The 16088-nt window shown below is 65.0% G+C and carries 14 protein-coding genes; 8 read left to right on the top strand and 6 right to left on the bottom strand.

The window, feature by feature from the left end:
- Window positions 1-78: 78 nt before the first annotated feature.
- The 4 genes from AAFG13_RS28920 to AAFG13_RS28905 form a co-directional block, all read right to left on the bottom strand.
- Window positions 79-2190, bottom strand: coding sequence for an acetate--CoA ligase family protein (locus AAFG13_RS28920; protein WP_342708934.1), 2112 nt, complete (start codon window positions 2188-2190; stop codon window positions 79-81).
- Between the two features lie 230 nt (window positions 2191-2420).
- Complete coding sequence (locus AAFG13_RS28915) at window positions 2421-3176, bottom strand: hypothetical protein (RefSeq protein ID WP_342713417.1); 756 nt, start codon at window positions 3174-3176, stop codon at window positions 2421-2423.
- A 15-nt stretch (window positions 3177-3191) separates the two neighbouring features.
- On the bottom strand, window positions 3192-3986 hold the full coding sequence (locus AAFG13_RS28910) for an enoyl-CoA hydratase (protein ID WP_342708933.1): 795 nt from the start codon (window positions 3984-3986) through the stop codon (window positions 3192-3194).
- A gap of 118 nt (window positions 3987-4104) precedes the next feature.
- The gene (locus AAFG13_RS28905) at window positions 4105-5310 is read right to left on the bottom strand and encodes an ABC transporter substrate-binding protein (protein ID WP_342708932.1); all 1206 of its coding nucleotides are present in this window, start codon (window positions 5308-5310) and stop codon (window positions 4105-4107) included.
- 210 nt (window positions 5311-5520) lie between these two features.
- Between AAFG13_RS28905 and AAFG13_RS28900 the strand changes: the two genes are divergently transcribed.
- Window positions 5521-6243 (top strand): thermonuclease family protein, encoded by a 723-nt coding sequence (locus AAFG13_RS28900; RefSeq protein ID WP_342713416.1) that lies wholly within the window; start codon window positions 5521-5523, stop codon window positions 6241-6243.
- A gap of 53 nt (window positions 6244-6296) precedes the next feature.
- Entirely contained in the window at window positions 6297-7790 is a 1494-nt protein-coding gene (locus AAFG13_RS28895; RefSeq protein WP_342708931.1) for a M48 family metalloprotease, read from the top strand.
- A 160-nt stretch (window positions 7791-7950) separates the two neighbouring features.
- Here the strand turns inward: AAFG13_RS28895 and AAFG13_RS28890 are convergent, their stop codons facing one another.
- Entirely contained in the window at window positions 7951-8352 is a 402-nt protein-coding gene (locus tag AAFG13_RS28890) for a c-type cytochrome (protein WP_212311892.1), read from the bottom strand.
- A 224-nt stretch (window positions 8353-8576) separates the two neighbouring features.
- Here AAFG13_RS28890 and AAFG13_RS28885 point away from each other — a divergent pair, with 224 nt between their 5' ends.
- Window positions 8577-9386 (top strand): transporter, encoded by an 810-nt coding sequence (locus AAFG13_RS28885; RefSeq protein WP_342708930.1) that lies wholly within the window; start codon window positions 8577-8579, stop codon window positions 9384-9386.
- A gap of 122 nt (window positions 9387-9508) precedes the next feature.
- Here the strand turns inward: AAFG13_RS28885 and AAFG13_RS28880 are convergent, their stop codons facing one another.
- Complete coding sequence (locus AAFG13_RS28880; RefSeq protein ID WP_092119979.1) at window positions 9509-10801, bottom strand: MFS transporter; 1293 nt, start codon at window positions 10799-10801, stop codon at window positions 9509-9511.
- A 246-nt stretch (window positions 10802-11047) separates the two neighbouring features.
- Between AAFG13_RS28880 and cyoA the strand changes: the two genes are divergently transcribed.
- Genes cyoA through AAFG13_RS28855 form a run of 5 tightly spaced genes read left to right on the top strand, consistent with a single transcriptional unit; the run spans window position 11048 to window position 16076 of the window.
- A complete protein-coding gene (gene cyoA / locus AAFG13_RS28875; RefSeq protein WP_342708929.1) occupies window positions 11048-12214 on the top strand; it encodes a ubiquinol oxidase subunit II in 1167 nt (388 codons plus the stop codon).
- Between the two features lie 10 nt (window positions 12215-12224).
- Window positions 12225-14228 carry a cytochrome o ubiquinol oxidase subunit I gene (gene cyoB / locus AAFG13_RS28870; RefSeq protein ID WP_342708928.1) on the top strand — a complete coding sequence of 668 codons (2004 nt, stop codon included), beginning with the start codon at window positions 12225-12227 and terminating at the stop codon, window positions 14226-14228.
- Window positions 14225-14854, top strand: a complete 630-nt coding sequence (gene cyoC, locus AAFG13_RS28865; RefSeq protein ID WP_212311896.1) for a cytochrome o ubiquinol oxidase subunit III — start codon at window positions 14225-14227, stop codon at window positions 14852-14854. The genes cyoB and cyoC overlap by 4 nt, the downstream gene beginning before the upstream one ends.
- Entirely contained in the window at window positions 14851-15243 is a 393-nt protein-coding gene (cyoD, locus tag AAFG13_RS28860) for a cytochrome o ubiquinol oxidase subunit IV (RefSeq protein ID WP_342708927.1), read from the top strand. Before cyoC ends, cyoD begins: the two co-directional genes overlap by 4 nt.
- A 2-nt stretch (window positions 15244-15245) precedes the next feature.
- Complete coding sequence (locus AAFG13_RS28855) at window positions 15246-16076, top strand: SURF1 family protein (protein WP_342713415.1); 831 nt, start codon at window positions 15246-15248, stop codon at window positions 16074-16076.
- Window positions 16077-16088: the final 12 nt, after the last annotated feature.

The raw sequence follows: 16088 nt of genomic DNA, 5'->3' as shown, positions 1-16088 counted from the left end.
AGGCAAGCCGGTTCACAACCCTTGAGCCGCCGCACAGTTTGCGCGGCGGCTCAAGAATCGGGGTCACGAAAGAGAAAGCTATTTCGGCACCACCAGCGCATCGACGATCGTCACGCCCTGCCCCTCCGGATGTACCAGCACGGGATTGACCTCGATCTCGGCGATCTCGCTGCGGTGCTGCGCCGCCAGCACTGAAATCTGCGAGATCAGCCGCGCGAGCGCCGCGACATCGGCCTTCGGCGCGCCACGGAAGCCGTGCAGCAGCGGCGCGGCTTGCAGCGTCTCCAGCATCGCGGTCGCCTCTAGCGGGCTCACCGGCGCCGGACGATAGACCACGTCCTTGAACAGCTCGGTGGTAATGCCGCCGAGCCCCACCATCACCATCGGGCCAAAGGTCGCATCCGTCATGGTGCCGACGATGATCTCGACGCCCTTCTTGGCCATCGGCCCGACCAGCACGCCTTGGATTTTTGCTTCAGATCGCTGCTGCTGCACGCTCTCCAGCATATCGCGATAGGCGGTGAACGCGGCGCCCTTGGCGGCGATGTTGACGCGGACACCGCCGACCTCGCTCTTGTGCGCGATGTCAGGCGACTGAATCTTCATGACCAGCGGAAATCCGGCCCGATCGATCGCCGCGTCGAGCCCGTCGCGGTCGGTCACCAGCACCTCGTCCGGCAATGCGATGCCGGCCGCGCGCAACACCGCCTTGCTGTCATGTTCGGACAGCGTCTTCGCCCTGAGATGCGCGGAGAGATCGTGCGTCCGCGAGGCCGATGCCGCCATCTCGGGGGCGGGCCTGAAGGCGGCATAATCCGCCAGCCGCCGCATCGCGACGCCGACGTGGGTCAGCCCGGAGAGCACCACCACGCCCGACTTCGCGAGCTCCTGCCGCGCGAATGGCGACGGCAGCGTGTAGGAATAGAACACCACTGGCTTGTTCTGCGCCGCGATCAGAGGCCTCAGCTCGGCCTCCTTGAACGGCATCCGCGTCTCGCTCGACAGCGACAGCACGACCAGGGTCGCATCCACTTCATCTGACGCGTCGAACAGCTCGATGCTCTTCTGCAGGCCGCCGGAGGAGACGCCCTGCGCAGTGACGTCGACCGGATTGCCCGCCGCGCCATAGGACGGCATCCATTGCTTGATCTGGCTCTGAATCGTGGCCGAGAGCTCCGGCACACGCAGGCCTTGCATCGACACCGTATCGGCGCCCCAGATGCCGGCGCCGCCGGACACCGTCAGCACCGCGACGCGATCGCCCTTCGGCAGCGGATTGGTGGTCAACACGGCCGCAATCGTCACCGCCTCGTCGAGGTCGTTGGAGACGATGAAGCCATATTTCGCGAACACCGCGTCATAAGCCGCCGACCAGCCCGCCATGCTCGCGGTGTGCGAGGCCGCCGCGCGCTCGCCGGCGCCGGAACGGCCCACTTTAGTTACGATGACGGGCTTCCTGAGCTCTGCCGCGCGCTTCGCCGCCGCCAAAAACTTGTCGACGTCGCGGATGCCCTCGATGAAGAGCAGGATCACGTCGGTCGCGGGATCCTGCACCATGTAGTCGAGGAACTCGCCGGCGCCGAGATCGCTCTCATTGCCGGCACTCACGACATAGCTGAGCGCGACACCGAGCGCCTTGGCGCGATGATAGATCGCAAAGCCGATGCCGCCGCTCTGCGCGACGATACCGATCCGCCGTTGGCTCGCAGCCAAGTCAGGTGCATCCGGCTTGACGTCGACGGTCGGGCTGAAGGTCGCGGCGACCTTCTGCACCTGGCTGTAAAACCCTTCGGCGTTCGGACCGGAGATCCGCATCCCCGTCCGCTTCGCCAGCGCCACGATCGCGTCCTGCATGTCTGCGCTGTCGCCGCCCTCCTCGGCAAAGCCGGACGAAATGATGACCGCGTTCTTGACGCCGGCAGCCGCGCATTGCTCCAGCGCCGGCAGCACCGCGCGCGCTGGAATGACGATGACGGCAAGATCGATCGGCGCGACGACGTCGGCGATCGACTTGAAACATTTCAGCCCGTCGATCTCGTCATAGTTCGGATTGATCGGATAGAGCCCGCCCGGATAGCCGTTCTTGCGCAGCATCGCGAGCAGCCGCCCGGGAATCTTCTCGTGATCGCGCGAGGCGCCGATCAGCGCGATGCTCTTTGGGGCGAAGAAGGAATCGAGCGGATGCGGCATGGGGGCGTGTTCCAATTGTTCTTGTTGCGCTCAACGATATTGGATCGTGGCCGCGGGCTCAACCTTACCCCGTCATCCTGAGGAGGCCGCAATGCGGCCGTCTCGAAGGATGAATCGGCCCGTCTGTGGCCGTGCATCCTTCGAGGCTCGCTCCGCTCGCACCTCAGGATGACGGGGAAGGATATCTTCGCGTAGCCCGGATGGAGCGGAGCGCAATCCGGGCTACGACATCATGCCGTCAGCTTGATCGTCACGCTGCAAAGCTGGAATTCATCGCCCTTCACCGCACAGCCCCTCGCTTTCGCGGCATTCAGCACCTTCGCCTTGTCGGCGACCTTAAAGGTCAAGCCGCTCATGATCTCGCCGTCGCCCTTGACGAAGCGGAAGGTCGCGTTCGGCAGCTTCACCACGGCATCAGCCGCGGGAATGCCGACGATCTTCCCCCAATGCACCGCCAACCCCTCGGGCTCGGGGCTCTGCATCTCGACCTCGGTCAGCGCCAAAGTCGTGTCCTTGCGGATCGACTTCTGCCAGTCCGGGCCGGCCGGCGGATATGGCCCAAGAATATCGTCGCTGCCGTCGGTGTGATTGAACTCGATGAAGGCAGCGCGGCAGTCGCGCGGGTGCAGTTGCACGCCGTGATAGGGCGCGTGCGTGATCACGTTGGCGGTGCGCACGCCGATCGCATTGGCCTTGGCGCCCCGCGCGTCGGGATCTTCACAGCAGAAGATCGCCATGTAGCCGCCGCGGCCGCCGGTCTTCTCGATGAAGCGGCCGGCCGCGGTGCCCGGACCCGGCTGGAACGGCGCGACCACTTCCAGCAGGATGGTATCGACCGGCAGCAGCGCGTTCTCGAGGCCGTATTTGGCGACGTTACCGTCGCGATAGCAGACATCGAGGCCCATGATCGCAGAAATGTCCGCGATCACCGGCGCGAGCTGCGGCGCCACCAGGCAGATCTGGCGCAACCGCATGTACTCGGCCATGAGATTGGTCACGGCCTACTGCCCCTGGAAGGTGGGCTTGCGCTTCTCGACGAAGGCCTTGGCCGCTTCCTTGTGGTCGGTGGTTTCGCCGGCACGGGTGTGGTGGATCGCCTCGCCGTCGAAGCAGGCTTCCAGCGTCATGGTCTCGGCATTGTTGATGTTGCGCTTGATGTAGCCGAGCGCCACCGACGGGCCCTGCGCCAGCGACCGCGCCAGCTCCAGCGTCTCGGCCTCGATTTCGGCATCGGGCACCACCTTGGAGACCATGCCGAGGTTATAGGCCTCCTGCGCCGACAGCACCGGCGACATCATGTAGAGCTCGCGCGCCTTGGCGCTGCCGAGCATCTTGGTCAGGAAATACGTTCCACCGTAGTCGCCGGAGAAGCCGACCTTGGCAAAAGCCGTGGTGATCTTGCAGGAGGCGCTGGCGACGCGCAGATCGCAGGACAGTGCGATCGAGAGCCCGGCACCGGCCGCCGCACCGTCGAGCTGCGCCACCACGGGCTTCGGCATCGTGTGCAGGATGCGCGAGACCTCCATGCCCCGGCGCAGATTGGCCATCTTGGCCTCAAACGGCAGCGGCGCGCGGCCTTCCGCCATCGACTTGACGTCGCCGCCGACGCAGAAGGTGCCGCCGGCGCCCCGGATCAGCACCGCGCGCACCTCGGTATCGTCCTGCGCCCGCCGCGCCGCCTCGACCAGGCCGCGCGTCATGTCCGGATTGAGCGCATTGCGCCGATCCGGGCGGTTCATGGTGATGGTGAGCAGGCCCTTGTCGAGGGATTGGAGAACCATCTGATTATCGGTCATGGCGTTTTGCCTTTCGTTGTTGTTGGTTACCCCGTCGTTCCGGGATGGTGCGCAAGCACCAGACCCGGAACCTCGAGATCCGGGGTTCGATGCTGCGCATCGCCCCGGGATGACTTCGTCATTTCTTCACCAGCGGGCAGCGCGACTCCGACAGCGGCTGGAACGCCTGGTCGCCCGGCACGGTCGCAAGCAGCTTGTAATCATCCCAGCGGCCCTTCGACTCCGAGGGCTTCTTGACCTCGAACAGATACATGTCGTGCACCATGCGGCCGTCCTCGCGAATCCGGCCGTTCTTGGCGAACATGTCGTTGATCGGGGTCTCCTTCATCACCTTCATCACGGCGGCCGCATCGGTGGTGCCGGCGGCCTTCACCGCCTCCAGGTAATGCGTCACGGAGGAGTAGACGCCGGCCTGGGCCGAGGTCGGCACCCGCTTGGTGCGCTCCATGAAGCGCTTGGTGAAGGCGCGGGTGTCATCATTGAGATCCCAATAGAACGCTTCCGCGAGCAGCAGCCCCTGCGCGGTCTCGAGCCCGACGCTGTCGATATCGGTCACGAAAGCCAAGAGCGGCGAGATCTTCTGGCCGCCCTTGGTGATGCCGAACTCGGCGCCCTGCTTGATCGCGTTGATGGTGTCGCCGCCGGCGTTGGCGAGCCCGATCACCTTGGCCTTCGAGGCCTGCGCCTGCAGCAGGAAGGAGGAGAAGTCCGAGGTGTTGATCGGATGCCGCACGCTGCCGAGCACCTTGCCGCCCGACTTCGCCACGACATTGCTGGTGTCCTTTTCCAGATCCTGGCCGAACGCGTAGTCCGCGGTCAGGAAGAACCAGGTGTCGAGGCCGGATTTCACCGCGGCAAGGCCGGTCACATTGGCCTGCGCGAAGGTGTCGAACACGTAATGCACGGTATAGGGGCCGCAGGCCTCGTTGGAGAGGCGGATCGAGCCCGGGCCGTTGAACATGATGATCTTGCCGCGGGCCTTGGCGATCTCGCCGGCGGCGAGCGCGGTCGCGGACGCCGCGACGTCAAAGATCATCTCAACGCCCTGGTTGTCGATCATGTCGCGGGCGATGTTGGCGGCAAGGTCGGCCTTGTTGAGATGGTCGCCGACCACGATCTCGACCTTGCGGCCGAGCACCGTGCCGCCGAAATCCTCCACCGCCATCTTGGCGGCGGTTTCGCTGCCGGAACCGGTGATGTCGGCATAGAGGCTCGACATATCGAGGATACCGCCGAGCTTCAGCGGAGGCTTGTCCTGCGCCAGCGACGCATTCGCCGAGATCGCAAACACACAGGCCAACACGCCGGCCAAAACCCGTCTCATTCAGATCCTCCCTTGAAGAACAGACCTCATTCCATCAGGTCCGTGTCGAGGGCCGGATCATGCCGCATGCCATGCAGAGCGGCAAGCCGCGGAGCTGACACGTGTTTTCCGCTGAACGGAATGGTCAAGATGTGCGAAGATCGAGCCATGCAGATATTGTCGATGCAGAATCTGTCGATGCTGGCTCGCGGCACTCTCCTCGCCTACACGATGCTGCTTGCCTGCGGGGCAAGTCATGCGGCCGGATGCAATTTCGAGATTCAGGGCGAAGGTCGCGTCGCTGCTGTGATCGATGCGCGCAGCCTGCGGCTGGATGACGGTCGCGAGGTCAAGCTCGCCGGCATCGAGGTGGCGGACCGGGCGAAGGCCATGGCAGCGCTGTCGGCGCTGCTGGTCGGCCGCGAGGTGACGCTGCGCGGACAGGACGACACGCCGGACCGCTACGGCCGGCAGTCGGCCTACGCATTCCTCGAAGGCAGCGAGCATCCCGTGCAAAGCGAGCTGCTGCGCCAGGGCCTCGCGCTGGTGTCGTCCGAGATTGCCGACAAGGACTGTGCTGTGGCGCTGATGGCAGCGGAGGCCGAGGCGCGGGCCGCCCGATCGGGAACCTGGGCCGAGTCCGCCGTCATAAAAAACGCCGAAAGTCCGGACGATATTTTGGCCGGGATTGGGCGCTTTACCGTGGTCGAGGGCAGGGTTTTGTCCGTGCGCCAGGCGGGGGCGACGACCTACCTGAATTTCGGCCGAAACTGGACACGGGACTTTGCTCTGACTATTTCAAGGCGCATAGTCCCTGCGTTTGAGGCGGCTGGCCTTGCGCCCAAGTCTCTGGAAAATCGTAGGATTCGTGTCCGAGGCTGGGTGGAAGCACGACGTGGGCCGCGAATCGAATTGCTCCGGGTGGGGCAGATTGAAGTACTCGGCGGGAACTAGGGGCCCACAGGTCACGGCCTGGCCGATTACGGGACAAGTTGTGGGTTTTTGACGTGATTGAGCGCGCTGGACCGCGTGAAGATGGAACTGGCCGCCGGCTTTCGGCTGCGCTGGCGCTCGTCTGCGCGGCCCTGACGCTGTCGGCCTGCGGCAATGTCGGCCGCTTCGAGCAGGTCGCGCCAACCGCGGCGGCGGCGCCGGTGAAGCCGAACCGGGTGGTGCAGCAGACGCCCAACAGCGAGCGCGAGCATGAGCGCATCCTGTCGTCCTATGGCGGCGCCTATGACGACCCGAAGCTCGAGGCGCTGATCGGCAAGACCGTCGACCGGCTGGTCGCCGCGTCCGAACGGCCCGACCAGGCCTACAAGGTCACGATCCTCAATTCCGGCGCGGTGAATGCCTTCGCGTTGCCGACCGGCCAGCTCTACGTCACGCGCGGCCTGATTGCGCTCGCCAGCGACACTTCCGAGCTCTCCTCGGTGCTGAGCCACGAGATGGCGCATGTGCTGGCCAAGCACGCCGCGATGCGCGAGGACCAGGCGCGCCAGGCGGCGGTGGTGACGCGCGTCGTCACCGACATGAGCACCGATCCCGATCTCACCGCGCTGGCGCTCGCCAAGACCAAGCTGACGATGGCGAGCTTCTCGCGGCAGCAGGAGTTCGAGGCCGACGGCATCGGCGTCGGGATCGCCGCCCGCGCGCATTTCGATCCCTACGGCGCGGCGCGCTTCCTGACCGCGATGGAGCGCAATGCCGCGCTCAAGATCGGCAAGACCGCGCTCGATCCGCGCGCGCAGGACTTCACCTCGTCGCATCCGGCAACGCCGGAGCGCATCTCCAATGCGCAGACCACCGCGCGGCAATACTCGTCGCCCGAGAGCAACGAGCGCGACCGCGAGACCTATCTCGCCGCGATCGACAACATCGTCTATGGCGAGGATCCCAGCGAAGGTTTTGTGCGCGGCCGCCGCTTCCTGCATCCCAAGCTCGGCTTCACCTTCACCGCGCCCGAGAATTTCACGCTCGACAACACCGCGCAGGCGGTGATCGGCGTGCGCGAGGGCGGCAGCCAGGCGATGCGCTTCGACGTGGTGCGGGTGCCGGCCGAACAGTCGCTCGGCGACTACCTGAATTCCGGGTGGATGGAAGGCGTCGAGAAGTCCTCGACCGAGGACCTCAACATCAACGGCTTTCCGGCGGCATCGGCCACCGCGCATGGCGACCAGTGGCAGTTCAAGGTCTACGCGCTGCGCTTCGGCAGCGACGTCTACCGTTTCATCTTCGCCGCCAAGCAGAAATCCACCGAGAGCGAGCGCAACGCGCGCGAGACCGTCAATTCGTTCCGCCGCCTGACCCTTGACGAGATCCAGGCCGCGCGCCCGCTGCGCATCAAGGTCATCAACGTGCAGCCCGGCGACACCGTGGAATCGCTGTCGCACCGCATGGCCGGCATCGATCACCCGGCCGAGCGCTTCCGCGTGCTCAACGGCCTCGACGCCCACGCCCAGGTGAAGCCGCGCGACCGCGTCAAGATCGTGGTGGATTGAGGCTGCACGCACCCTCACCACCGTCGTCCCGGCGAACGCCGGGACCCCCAACCACCGTTATCGATTGATGGAAAAAGCTGGGGCCTCAGCGCGCCCCAACAACATATTCCTGTGCTTATGGATCCCTGCTTCCGCAGGGACGACGCTGAGAGAGAACGCTCTACTTCGCCTTCTCCTTGAGGAAGGCGATGATGTCGGCACGATCCTTCGGATCCTGAACCTCGTAGAACATCTTGGTGCCCGGAACCATCGCGTCCGGACCGGTCAGCCATTTGTCGAGATTCGCCTCGGTCCACACGATCTTCGAGTCCTTCAGCGCCGGCGAGTAATTGTAGCCCGCGACCGAGCCGGCAAGGCGGCCAACCACCCCCTTGTGCATCGGACCGACGTCGTTCTTCTCGATCGAATGGCAATCGCCGCAGCCCTGGTACAGCGTGGCGCCGCGCGCCGGATCGCCCGCCGCGCGGGCGCTGTTCAGCGCGAGCAAGATCGCGATAGCCGCCATCGCGGCGATTTTGGCCTGCCGCGGCGCCAGCACGCCTGCGATCGAACGAATGGTCATTCCGGGGGTCTCCTGTTTGCCACCACAACAGGAGCCGCCAGGCCGCCATTCTATTCCCCGAAATTCCCCCACCCATAATTGCGCTGGACGCCGGCCGCATCGATCGCCGACAGTCGCACTTCTTGTTGAAGTTTTTTCCGCCCGCGAGGAATATCCGCGTCATCGGCCGATCTCTATTCAAGCTGCCACCTCCGCAGCGGCGCCGGGTTTTTGGAGCATCCCCAGTGTTTCACAATCGGTTCGGCGCCGTCGCTCGACTTGCCGAACTCGGGTGCGTGCTTGCTGCGATCACCCTCGCAGCAGCCACCGCCGCGCGCGCGGACGGTTGTCCCAAGCCGAGCGACGAAATTGCGACCGACCGGCCCGACGTCACCAATTCGAGTATCGTCGTGCCGGTCGGGAGCCTGCAGAGCGAAAACGGCATCAACCTCACCGGCCGCAACAGTGGCCGCAGCATCGACGGCAGCAACAGCCGCTGGCGGCTCGGCATCGCGCCCTGCCTCGAGGTCCTGATCGACCTGCCGAGCTATACCGGCACTATGAGATCGCCGGGCGCCGCGGGCTTCTCCGACGTCGCTCCCGGACTGAAATGGCAGATCAGCCCGGTGCCGGGAAAGGTCGACCTGTCGATCACCGCCGGCGTCGCGCTGCCGACCGGCGCAGCCGCCATCGCCGGGCGCGGCGCGCAGCCCTACATCCAGCTGCCATGGTCATGGGAGTTGCATGACGGCTGGGGCGTCAGCGGCATGTTCACGGAATTCTTCCGCCCCGCCGAGCTGACCGGCCAGCACATGTCGGAAACGACCTTCGTGATCGAGAAGAAATTGACCGAGCGGATCAGTGTGTTCACCGAATATGTCGGCGACTATCCCGACGGCGCGCGGCCGACCCAGTTGATCAATTCCGGCGGCATGTACCGGCTTACACCGACCCAGCAGCTCGATCTCCACGTCGCGTTCGGGCTCAACCGCAATTCGCCGAACTACATCGTAGGTCTCGGCTATTCGTTCCGCGTCGACGGGCTGTTTCGCTAAGCGAAGCTCTGTAGCCCGGATGCAGCGCAGCGCAATCCGGGGCAGAACCATTCGCGGTGAGAGCGGTCCCGGATTTCGCTGCGCTGCATCCGGGCTACAAGGGAAGGAGAAAGGCTACGGGACTAATTGACTTCGGCTTCGCGCAGGCCGCTCAGCCACAGCGCGAGCAGCGTCCACACCGCCCCCGACAACAGATACGCGCCGGCCGAGATCAGGCCGAAATGCGTCGCCAGCAGCAGCGCGGCGAGCGGCGCAAAGCCGGCGCCGAACAGCCAGGCGAAATCCGAGGTCAGCGCCGAGGCGGTGTAGCGATAGGTCCGCGCGAAGTTCGAGGCGATCGCACCCGACGACTGGCCGAACGACAGCCCGAGCAGCACGAAGCCGAGCACCATGTAGATCGTCTCGCCGAACGCACCGGCGTCGAGCAGCTGCGGGGCAAAGCCGCTATAGACCGCGATCGCGACCGCAGAGCCCAGCAGCAGCGGCTTGCGGCCGACGCGGTCGGCGATCATGCCGGAGGCGATGATCGCGACGACGCCGACCATGGCGCCGATCATCTCGATGATCAGGAAACGCACCGGGCTTTCCCTGGTGAACAGGAACACCCAGGACAGCGGGAACACCGTGACCATGTGGAACAGCGCAAAGCTCGCCAGCGGCGCAAAGGCGCCGAGCAGGATATTGCGGCCCTCCTGCGCCACCGTCTCGCCGACGCGCGCCGGCTCGAGGTCGCGGCTTTCGAACAGCTCGGAATATTCATCGGTCGCCACCATGCGCAGCCGCGCGAACAGCGCCACCACGTTGATGGCGAAGGCGACGAAGAACGGATAGCGCCAGCCCCAATCGAAGAAATCGTCCGCCGAGAGGTTGCCGGCGAAGAACGCGAACAGCGCGCTCGCCACGATCAGGCCGAGCGGCGCGCCGAGCTGCGGCACCATCGCGTACCAGCCGCGGCGATTCGCCGGCGAGTTCATCGCGAGCAGCGAGGCGAGGCCGTCCCACGCGCCGCCCCAGGCGATGCCCTGCAGGACCCGCGCGGCGGCCAGCAGCCAGATCGCCGCGACGCCGATCGTGTCGTAGCCGGGCAGGAACGCGAGCGCGACCGTGGCGGTGCCGAGCAGGAACAGCGCGATGACGAGCTTGGCGCCCTTGCCGTGGCGGCGGTCGACCGCCATGAAGATGACGGTGCCGAGCGGCCGCGCGGCAAAGGCCAGCGCGAAGATCCCGAATGAATAGAGCGTGCCGGTCAGTTCATTGACGAACGGGAACACCAGCTTCGGAAACACGATCACCGAGGCGATCGCGTAGACGAAGAAGTCGAAGAATTCCGACGTGCGCCCGATGATGACGCCGATGGCGATTTCGCCAGGTTTCGCCTGCCCGTGACCTGATGCCGTCGGGGTGCCGTGAGCCATTGCTGGGGCCTGTGCCATCGCCGGAGAACCGTCCTTTGGAGCCTGATCCGGAAAAGTCGAAACCGGTTTTCCGAACAGATCATGCTCAGACTAGAGATGAGGCCACGGGCAGCCTATGCCACGCGGTCCACCTCACCTTCTGACGGTCTATCCCGCAGCGCAACATTGGACAAATTGTCCAATGTCAACTTTGCTGCATCGCAGCTACCCCTTGGCGGAACTCATAAAATTCAAGTGGGGTGAGCCGTGCGCGCCTTGAAATTATTGGCCTTATTGCCGTTCGCGGCGCTCCTTGGCGGGTGCGATTTCGTCGTCCTTGCCCCCGCCGGGGACGTCGCCATCCAGCAGCGCGACCTTGTCGTGATCTCCACCGTCCTGATGCTCATCATCGTGCTTCCGGTGATGGCGCTGACCATCTTCTTCGCCTGGCGCTACCGCCAGTCCAATACCGCAGCCCCCTATGAGCCGGAGTGGGATCACTCCACCCAGCTCGAGCTCGTGATCTGGTCGGCGCCGCTTCTGATCATCATCTGCTTGGGTGCGCTGACCTGGATGGGCACGCATCTGCTCGATCCCTACCGCTCGCTCGGCCGCATCGCCGCCGACAAGCCGATCGAGAGCAAGGACGCCCCGCTCAATGTCGAGGTGGTCGCGCTCGACTGGAAGTGGCTGTTCATCTACCCGGACTATGGCGTCGCCGCCGTCAACGAGTTCGCAGCGCCCGTCGATCGCCCGATCCGCTTCCGCATCACGGCGTCTTCCGTGATGAACTCGTTCTACATCCCGGCCCTTGCCGGCCAGATCTACGCCATGCCCGGCATGGAGACCAAGCTGCACGCGGTCGCCAACAAGGCGGGCACCTTCCGCGGCTTCTCCGCCAATTACAGCGGCGCCGGCTTCTCCGGCATGCACTTCGAGTTCAAGAGCCTGTCGACCGCCGATTTCGACAAGTGGATCGGCACCGCCAGGGCCAGCGGCAGCATGCTCGGCCGCACCGACTATCTGCAGCTCGAGCGTCCGAGCCAGAACGATCCGGTCCGTCTCTACCGCTCGGTCGATCGCGATCTCTACAAGGCGATCCTCAACATGTGCGTCGAGCCCGGCAAGATGTGCATGAGCGAGATGATGGCGATTGACGCCAAGGGCGGCCTCGGCCGCGAAGGCCTCAACAACACGCTGCCGCTGACTTACGACAAATACGCCCGCCGCGGCGCGCCGCTCGGCGCCTCACCGACCTTCGTCGCCGGCATCTGCGCGATGGACGAGATCAAGGACGCGCCGTCGCGCGACGTTCTCGCGCCGCTCGACCTGACACCGCTGCGTGGCGTCGGGCTGAAGCGCCCGCCGTTCTCTCCCGCCCATCCGTCGTCGACATCCTTGCTGCTCGGCCAGCGCCCGAAATCAGACTCCTGAGGAGCGCCGCATGAATCCCGATCTCATCAAGATGATCTTCGGCCGCCTCAATCTGGACGCGCTGCCGCTGCACGAGCCGATCCTGGTCGGCACCTTCGCGGTGGTCGCGACCGGTGGCCTCGCGCTGTTCGCCATCGTCACCTACTTCCGGCTCTGGACCTATCTGTGGCGCGAATGGTTCACCACAGTGGACCACAAGCGCATCGGCATCATGTACATGATCCTCGGCATCGTGATGCTGCTGCGCGGCTTCGCGGACGCGCTGATGATGCGCCTGCAGCAGGCGATCGCCTTCAACGGCTCCGACGGCTACCTCCCGGCCCATCACTACGACCAGGTCTTCACCGCCCACGGCGTGATTATGATCTTCTTCGTGGCGATGCCGCTGGTCACCGGCCTGATGAACTACGTGGTGCCGCTGCAGATCGGCGCCCGCGACGTCTCCTTCCCCTTCCTCAACAATTTCAGCTTCTGGATGACGGTCGGCGGCGCCGTGCTGGTGATGATGTCGCTGTTCGTCGGCGAATTCGCCCGCACCGGCTGGCTCGCCTATCCGCCGCTGTCGAACATCGGCTACAGTCCCGACGTCGGCGTAGATTATTACATATGGGGACTACAGGTCGCCGGCGTCGGCACGACGCTATCGGGCATCAACCTGGTCTGCACCATCGTCAAGCTGCGCGCGCCGGGCATGACGATGATGAAGATGCCGGTGTTCACCTGGACCTCGCTCTGCACCAACGTCCTGATCGTCGCCTCCTTCCCGGTGCTGACCGCGGTGCTGGCGCTGCTGTCGCTCGACCGCTACGTCGGCACCAACTTCTTCACGAACGACTTCGGCGGCAACCCGATGATGTACGTGAACCTGATCTGGATCTGGGGCCATCCCGAGGTCTACATCCTGGTGCTGCCGGCGTTCGGCATCTTCTCGGAGGTGACCGCGACGTTCTCCGGCAAGCGGCTGTTCGGCTACACCTCGATGGTCTACGCCACGGTCGTCATCACCATCCTGTCCTATCTGGTCTGGCTGCATCACTTCTTCACGATGGGCTCCGGCGCCAGCGTCAACTCGTTCTTCGGCATCACCACCATGATCATCTCGATCCCGACGGGCGCGAAGATGTTCAACTGGCTGTTCACGATGTATCGCGGCCGCATCCGCTTCGAGCTGCCGATGATGTGGACGGTGGCGTTCATGCTGACCTTCGTGATCGGCGGCATGACCGGCGTGCTGCTCGCGGTGCCGCCGGCCGATTTCGTGCTGCATAACAGCCTGTTCCTGATCGCGCATTTCCACAACGTGATCATCGGCGGCGTGCTGTTCGGCCTGTTCGCCGGCATCAACTACTGGTTCCCGAAGGCGTTCGGCTTCAGGCTCGATCCGTTCTGGGGCAAGCTGTCGTTCTGGTTCTGGGTCTCGGGTTTCTACTTCGCCTTCATGCCGCTCTATGTGCTCGGCCTGATGGGCGTGACCCGCCGGCTCCGCGTGTTCGACGATCCTAGCTTGCAGATCTGGTTCGTCATCGCGGCCTTCGGCGCCTTCCTGATCCTGCTCGGCATCGGTGCGATGCTGGTGCAGTTCGCAGTCAGCATCCTGCGCCGCGAAGAGCTGAAGGACGCCACCGGCGATCCCTGGGACGCGCGCACGCTGGAATGGGCGACCTCGTCGCCGCCGCCGGATTACAACTTCGCCTTCACGCCGGTGGTTTACGACAACGACGCCTGGTGGGACATGAAGCGCCGCGGCTACAGGCGGCCGCTGACCGGCTTCAAGCCGATCCACATGCCCTCCAACACCGGCACCGGCGTCATCCTCGCTGGCCTCGCGACGGTGATGGGATTCGGCCTGATCTGGTACATCTGGTGGCTCGCCGCCGTCAGCTTCGTTGCGCTGCTCGCGGTCGCGATCGGCCACACCTTCAACTATCACCGCGACTTCCACATCCCGGCGGATGAGGTGGTGCGGACCGAAGACGCGCGGACGCGCGTTCTCGCCGCAGGAGCCCAGACATGACCGTTGCTACCGTCTCCACACAAAGCTCCGAACCGATCTTCCACGTCATCGACGAGCACGCGCATCCGGAAGGCGCCAGCACCATGCTGGGCTTCTGGATCTACCTGATGAGCGACTGCCTCATCTTCGCGATGCTGTTTGCGACCTACGGCGTGCTCGGCGGCAACTATGCCGCCGGCCCGGCGCCGAAGGACCTGTTCGACCTCAAGCTGGTCGCGCTCAACACCACGATGCTGCTGCTCTCCTCGATCACGTATGGCTTTGCCATGCTGACGATGGAGAAATCGAGGATCGGCGCAACGCAGGCCTGGCTCGCCATCACCGGGCTGTTCGGCCTCGCCTTCCTCGGCATCGAGCTGACCGAGTTCGCCCACATGATCCATGAGGGCGCGACGCCGCAGCGCAGCGCCTTCCTGTCGTCGTTCTTCACGCTGGTCGGCACCCACGGTCTGCACGTCACCTTCGGCCTGGTCTGGCTGGTGACGCTGATGGTGCAGACCGCGCGCTTCGGCCTCACCGAAGCCAACCGCCGCCGGCTGATGTGCCTTTCGATGTTCTGGCACTTCCTCGACGTGGTCTGGATCGGCGTCTTCACCTTCGTCTACCTCCTGGGAATGCTGCGATGACAACAGAAGCCCGCACTCTCGAAGCCCATGCCGGCGGTCACGGCCATGATGACCATGGCGGCGCCGCCCACGGCTCGCTGAAGAGCTATCTGATCGGCTTCGGCCTCTCCGTCGTCCTCACCGCGGTGCCGTTCTGGCTGGTGATGAGCGGCGCGATCGCCGACAAGCAGGTCACCGCACTGATCGTGCTGGTGCTGGCCGCGGTGCAGATCGTCGTGCACATGGTGTACTTCCTGCACATGAACACGCGGTCCGAGAACGGCTGGACCATGATGGCGATGATCTTCACCGTGATCATGGTGGTGATCGCGCTGACCGGATCGCTGTGGGTCATGCATCATCTCAACGTCAACATGATGCCGATCCATGACATGAGCCAGATGCCGTGACGATGCGGTCTGCCAGACCATCGCTTGTGCTGCTCACGCTCGGCATGCTGGGCGTGGTGCTGCTGAGCGCGCTCGGTATCTGGCAGGTCGAACGCAGGTCCTGGAAGCTGGCGCTGATCGAGCGGGTCGAGCAGCGCATGCATGCGGCGCCGACAGCGCCGCCGCCTGCCTCGTCATGGCCGGCGGTCACGGCCGCGAGCGACGAATACCGCCGCGTCACGGTGCGCGGCAGCTTCCTCAACGCCGACGAGACGCTGGTGCAGGCGGTCACGGCAGACGGCCCTGGCTTCTGGGTGCTGGCCCCGCTGCAAATGGCTGACGGAACCACGGTGCTGGTCAATCGCGGCTTCGTTCCGCCGGAGCGGCGCGATCCCGCGACGCGGCGCGACGGCGAGCAGCAGGGCGTTGTCCGCGTGACCGGGCTGTTGCGGATCTCGGAGCCGAAGGGCGGCTTCCTGCGCAGCAACGACGCTTCGGCCGGCCGCTGGTATTCCCGCGACGTCGCCGCGATCGCCGCCACGCACGGGCTGTCGCAGGTAGCCCCCTTCTTCATCGACGCCGATGCGACGCCCAATCCGGGCGGGTATCCGGTCGGCGGGCTCACGATCGTGCGGTTTCCGAACAACCACCTGATTTACGCGCTGACATGGTTCGCGCTGGCCTTTATGCTGGCCGGCGCGCTCCTGCGCGTCATCAGCGGCAGGGGCCGCGCCGGCGCCCCCGATCCAAGGTGGGGCTCAAGGCGCGCCGCCGTGCGCCGCCTGATCGGCGCAGCCCGCAATCTGTCTCGCGACACAGGCCCAGATGCTCGAGCGCACATCGGATCTGCATGACGAAAACGCCGC

The organism is Bradyrhizobium sp. B124, from assembly GCF_038967635.1.
GTDB lineage: Bacteria > Pseudomonadota > Alphaproteobacteria > Rhizobiales > Xanthobacteraceae > Bradyrhizobium.
This window is presented reverse-complemented; position numbering and strand designations above follow the sequence as displayed.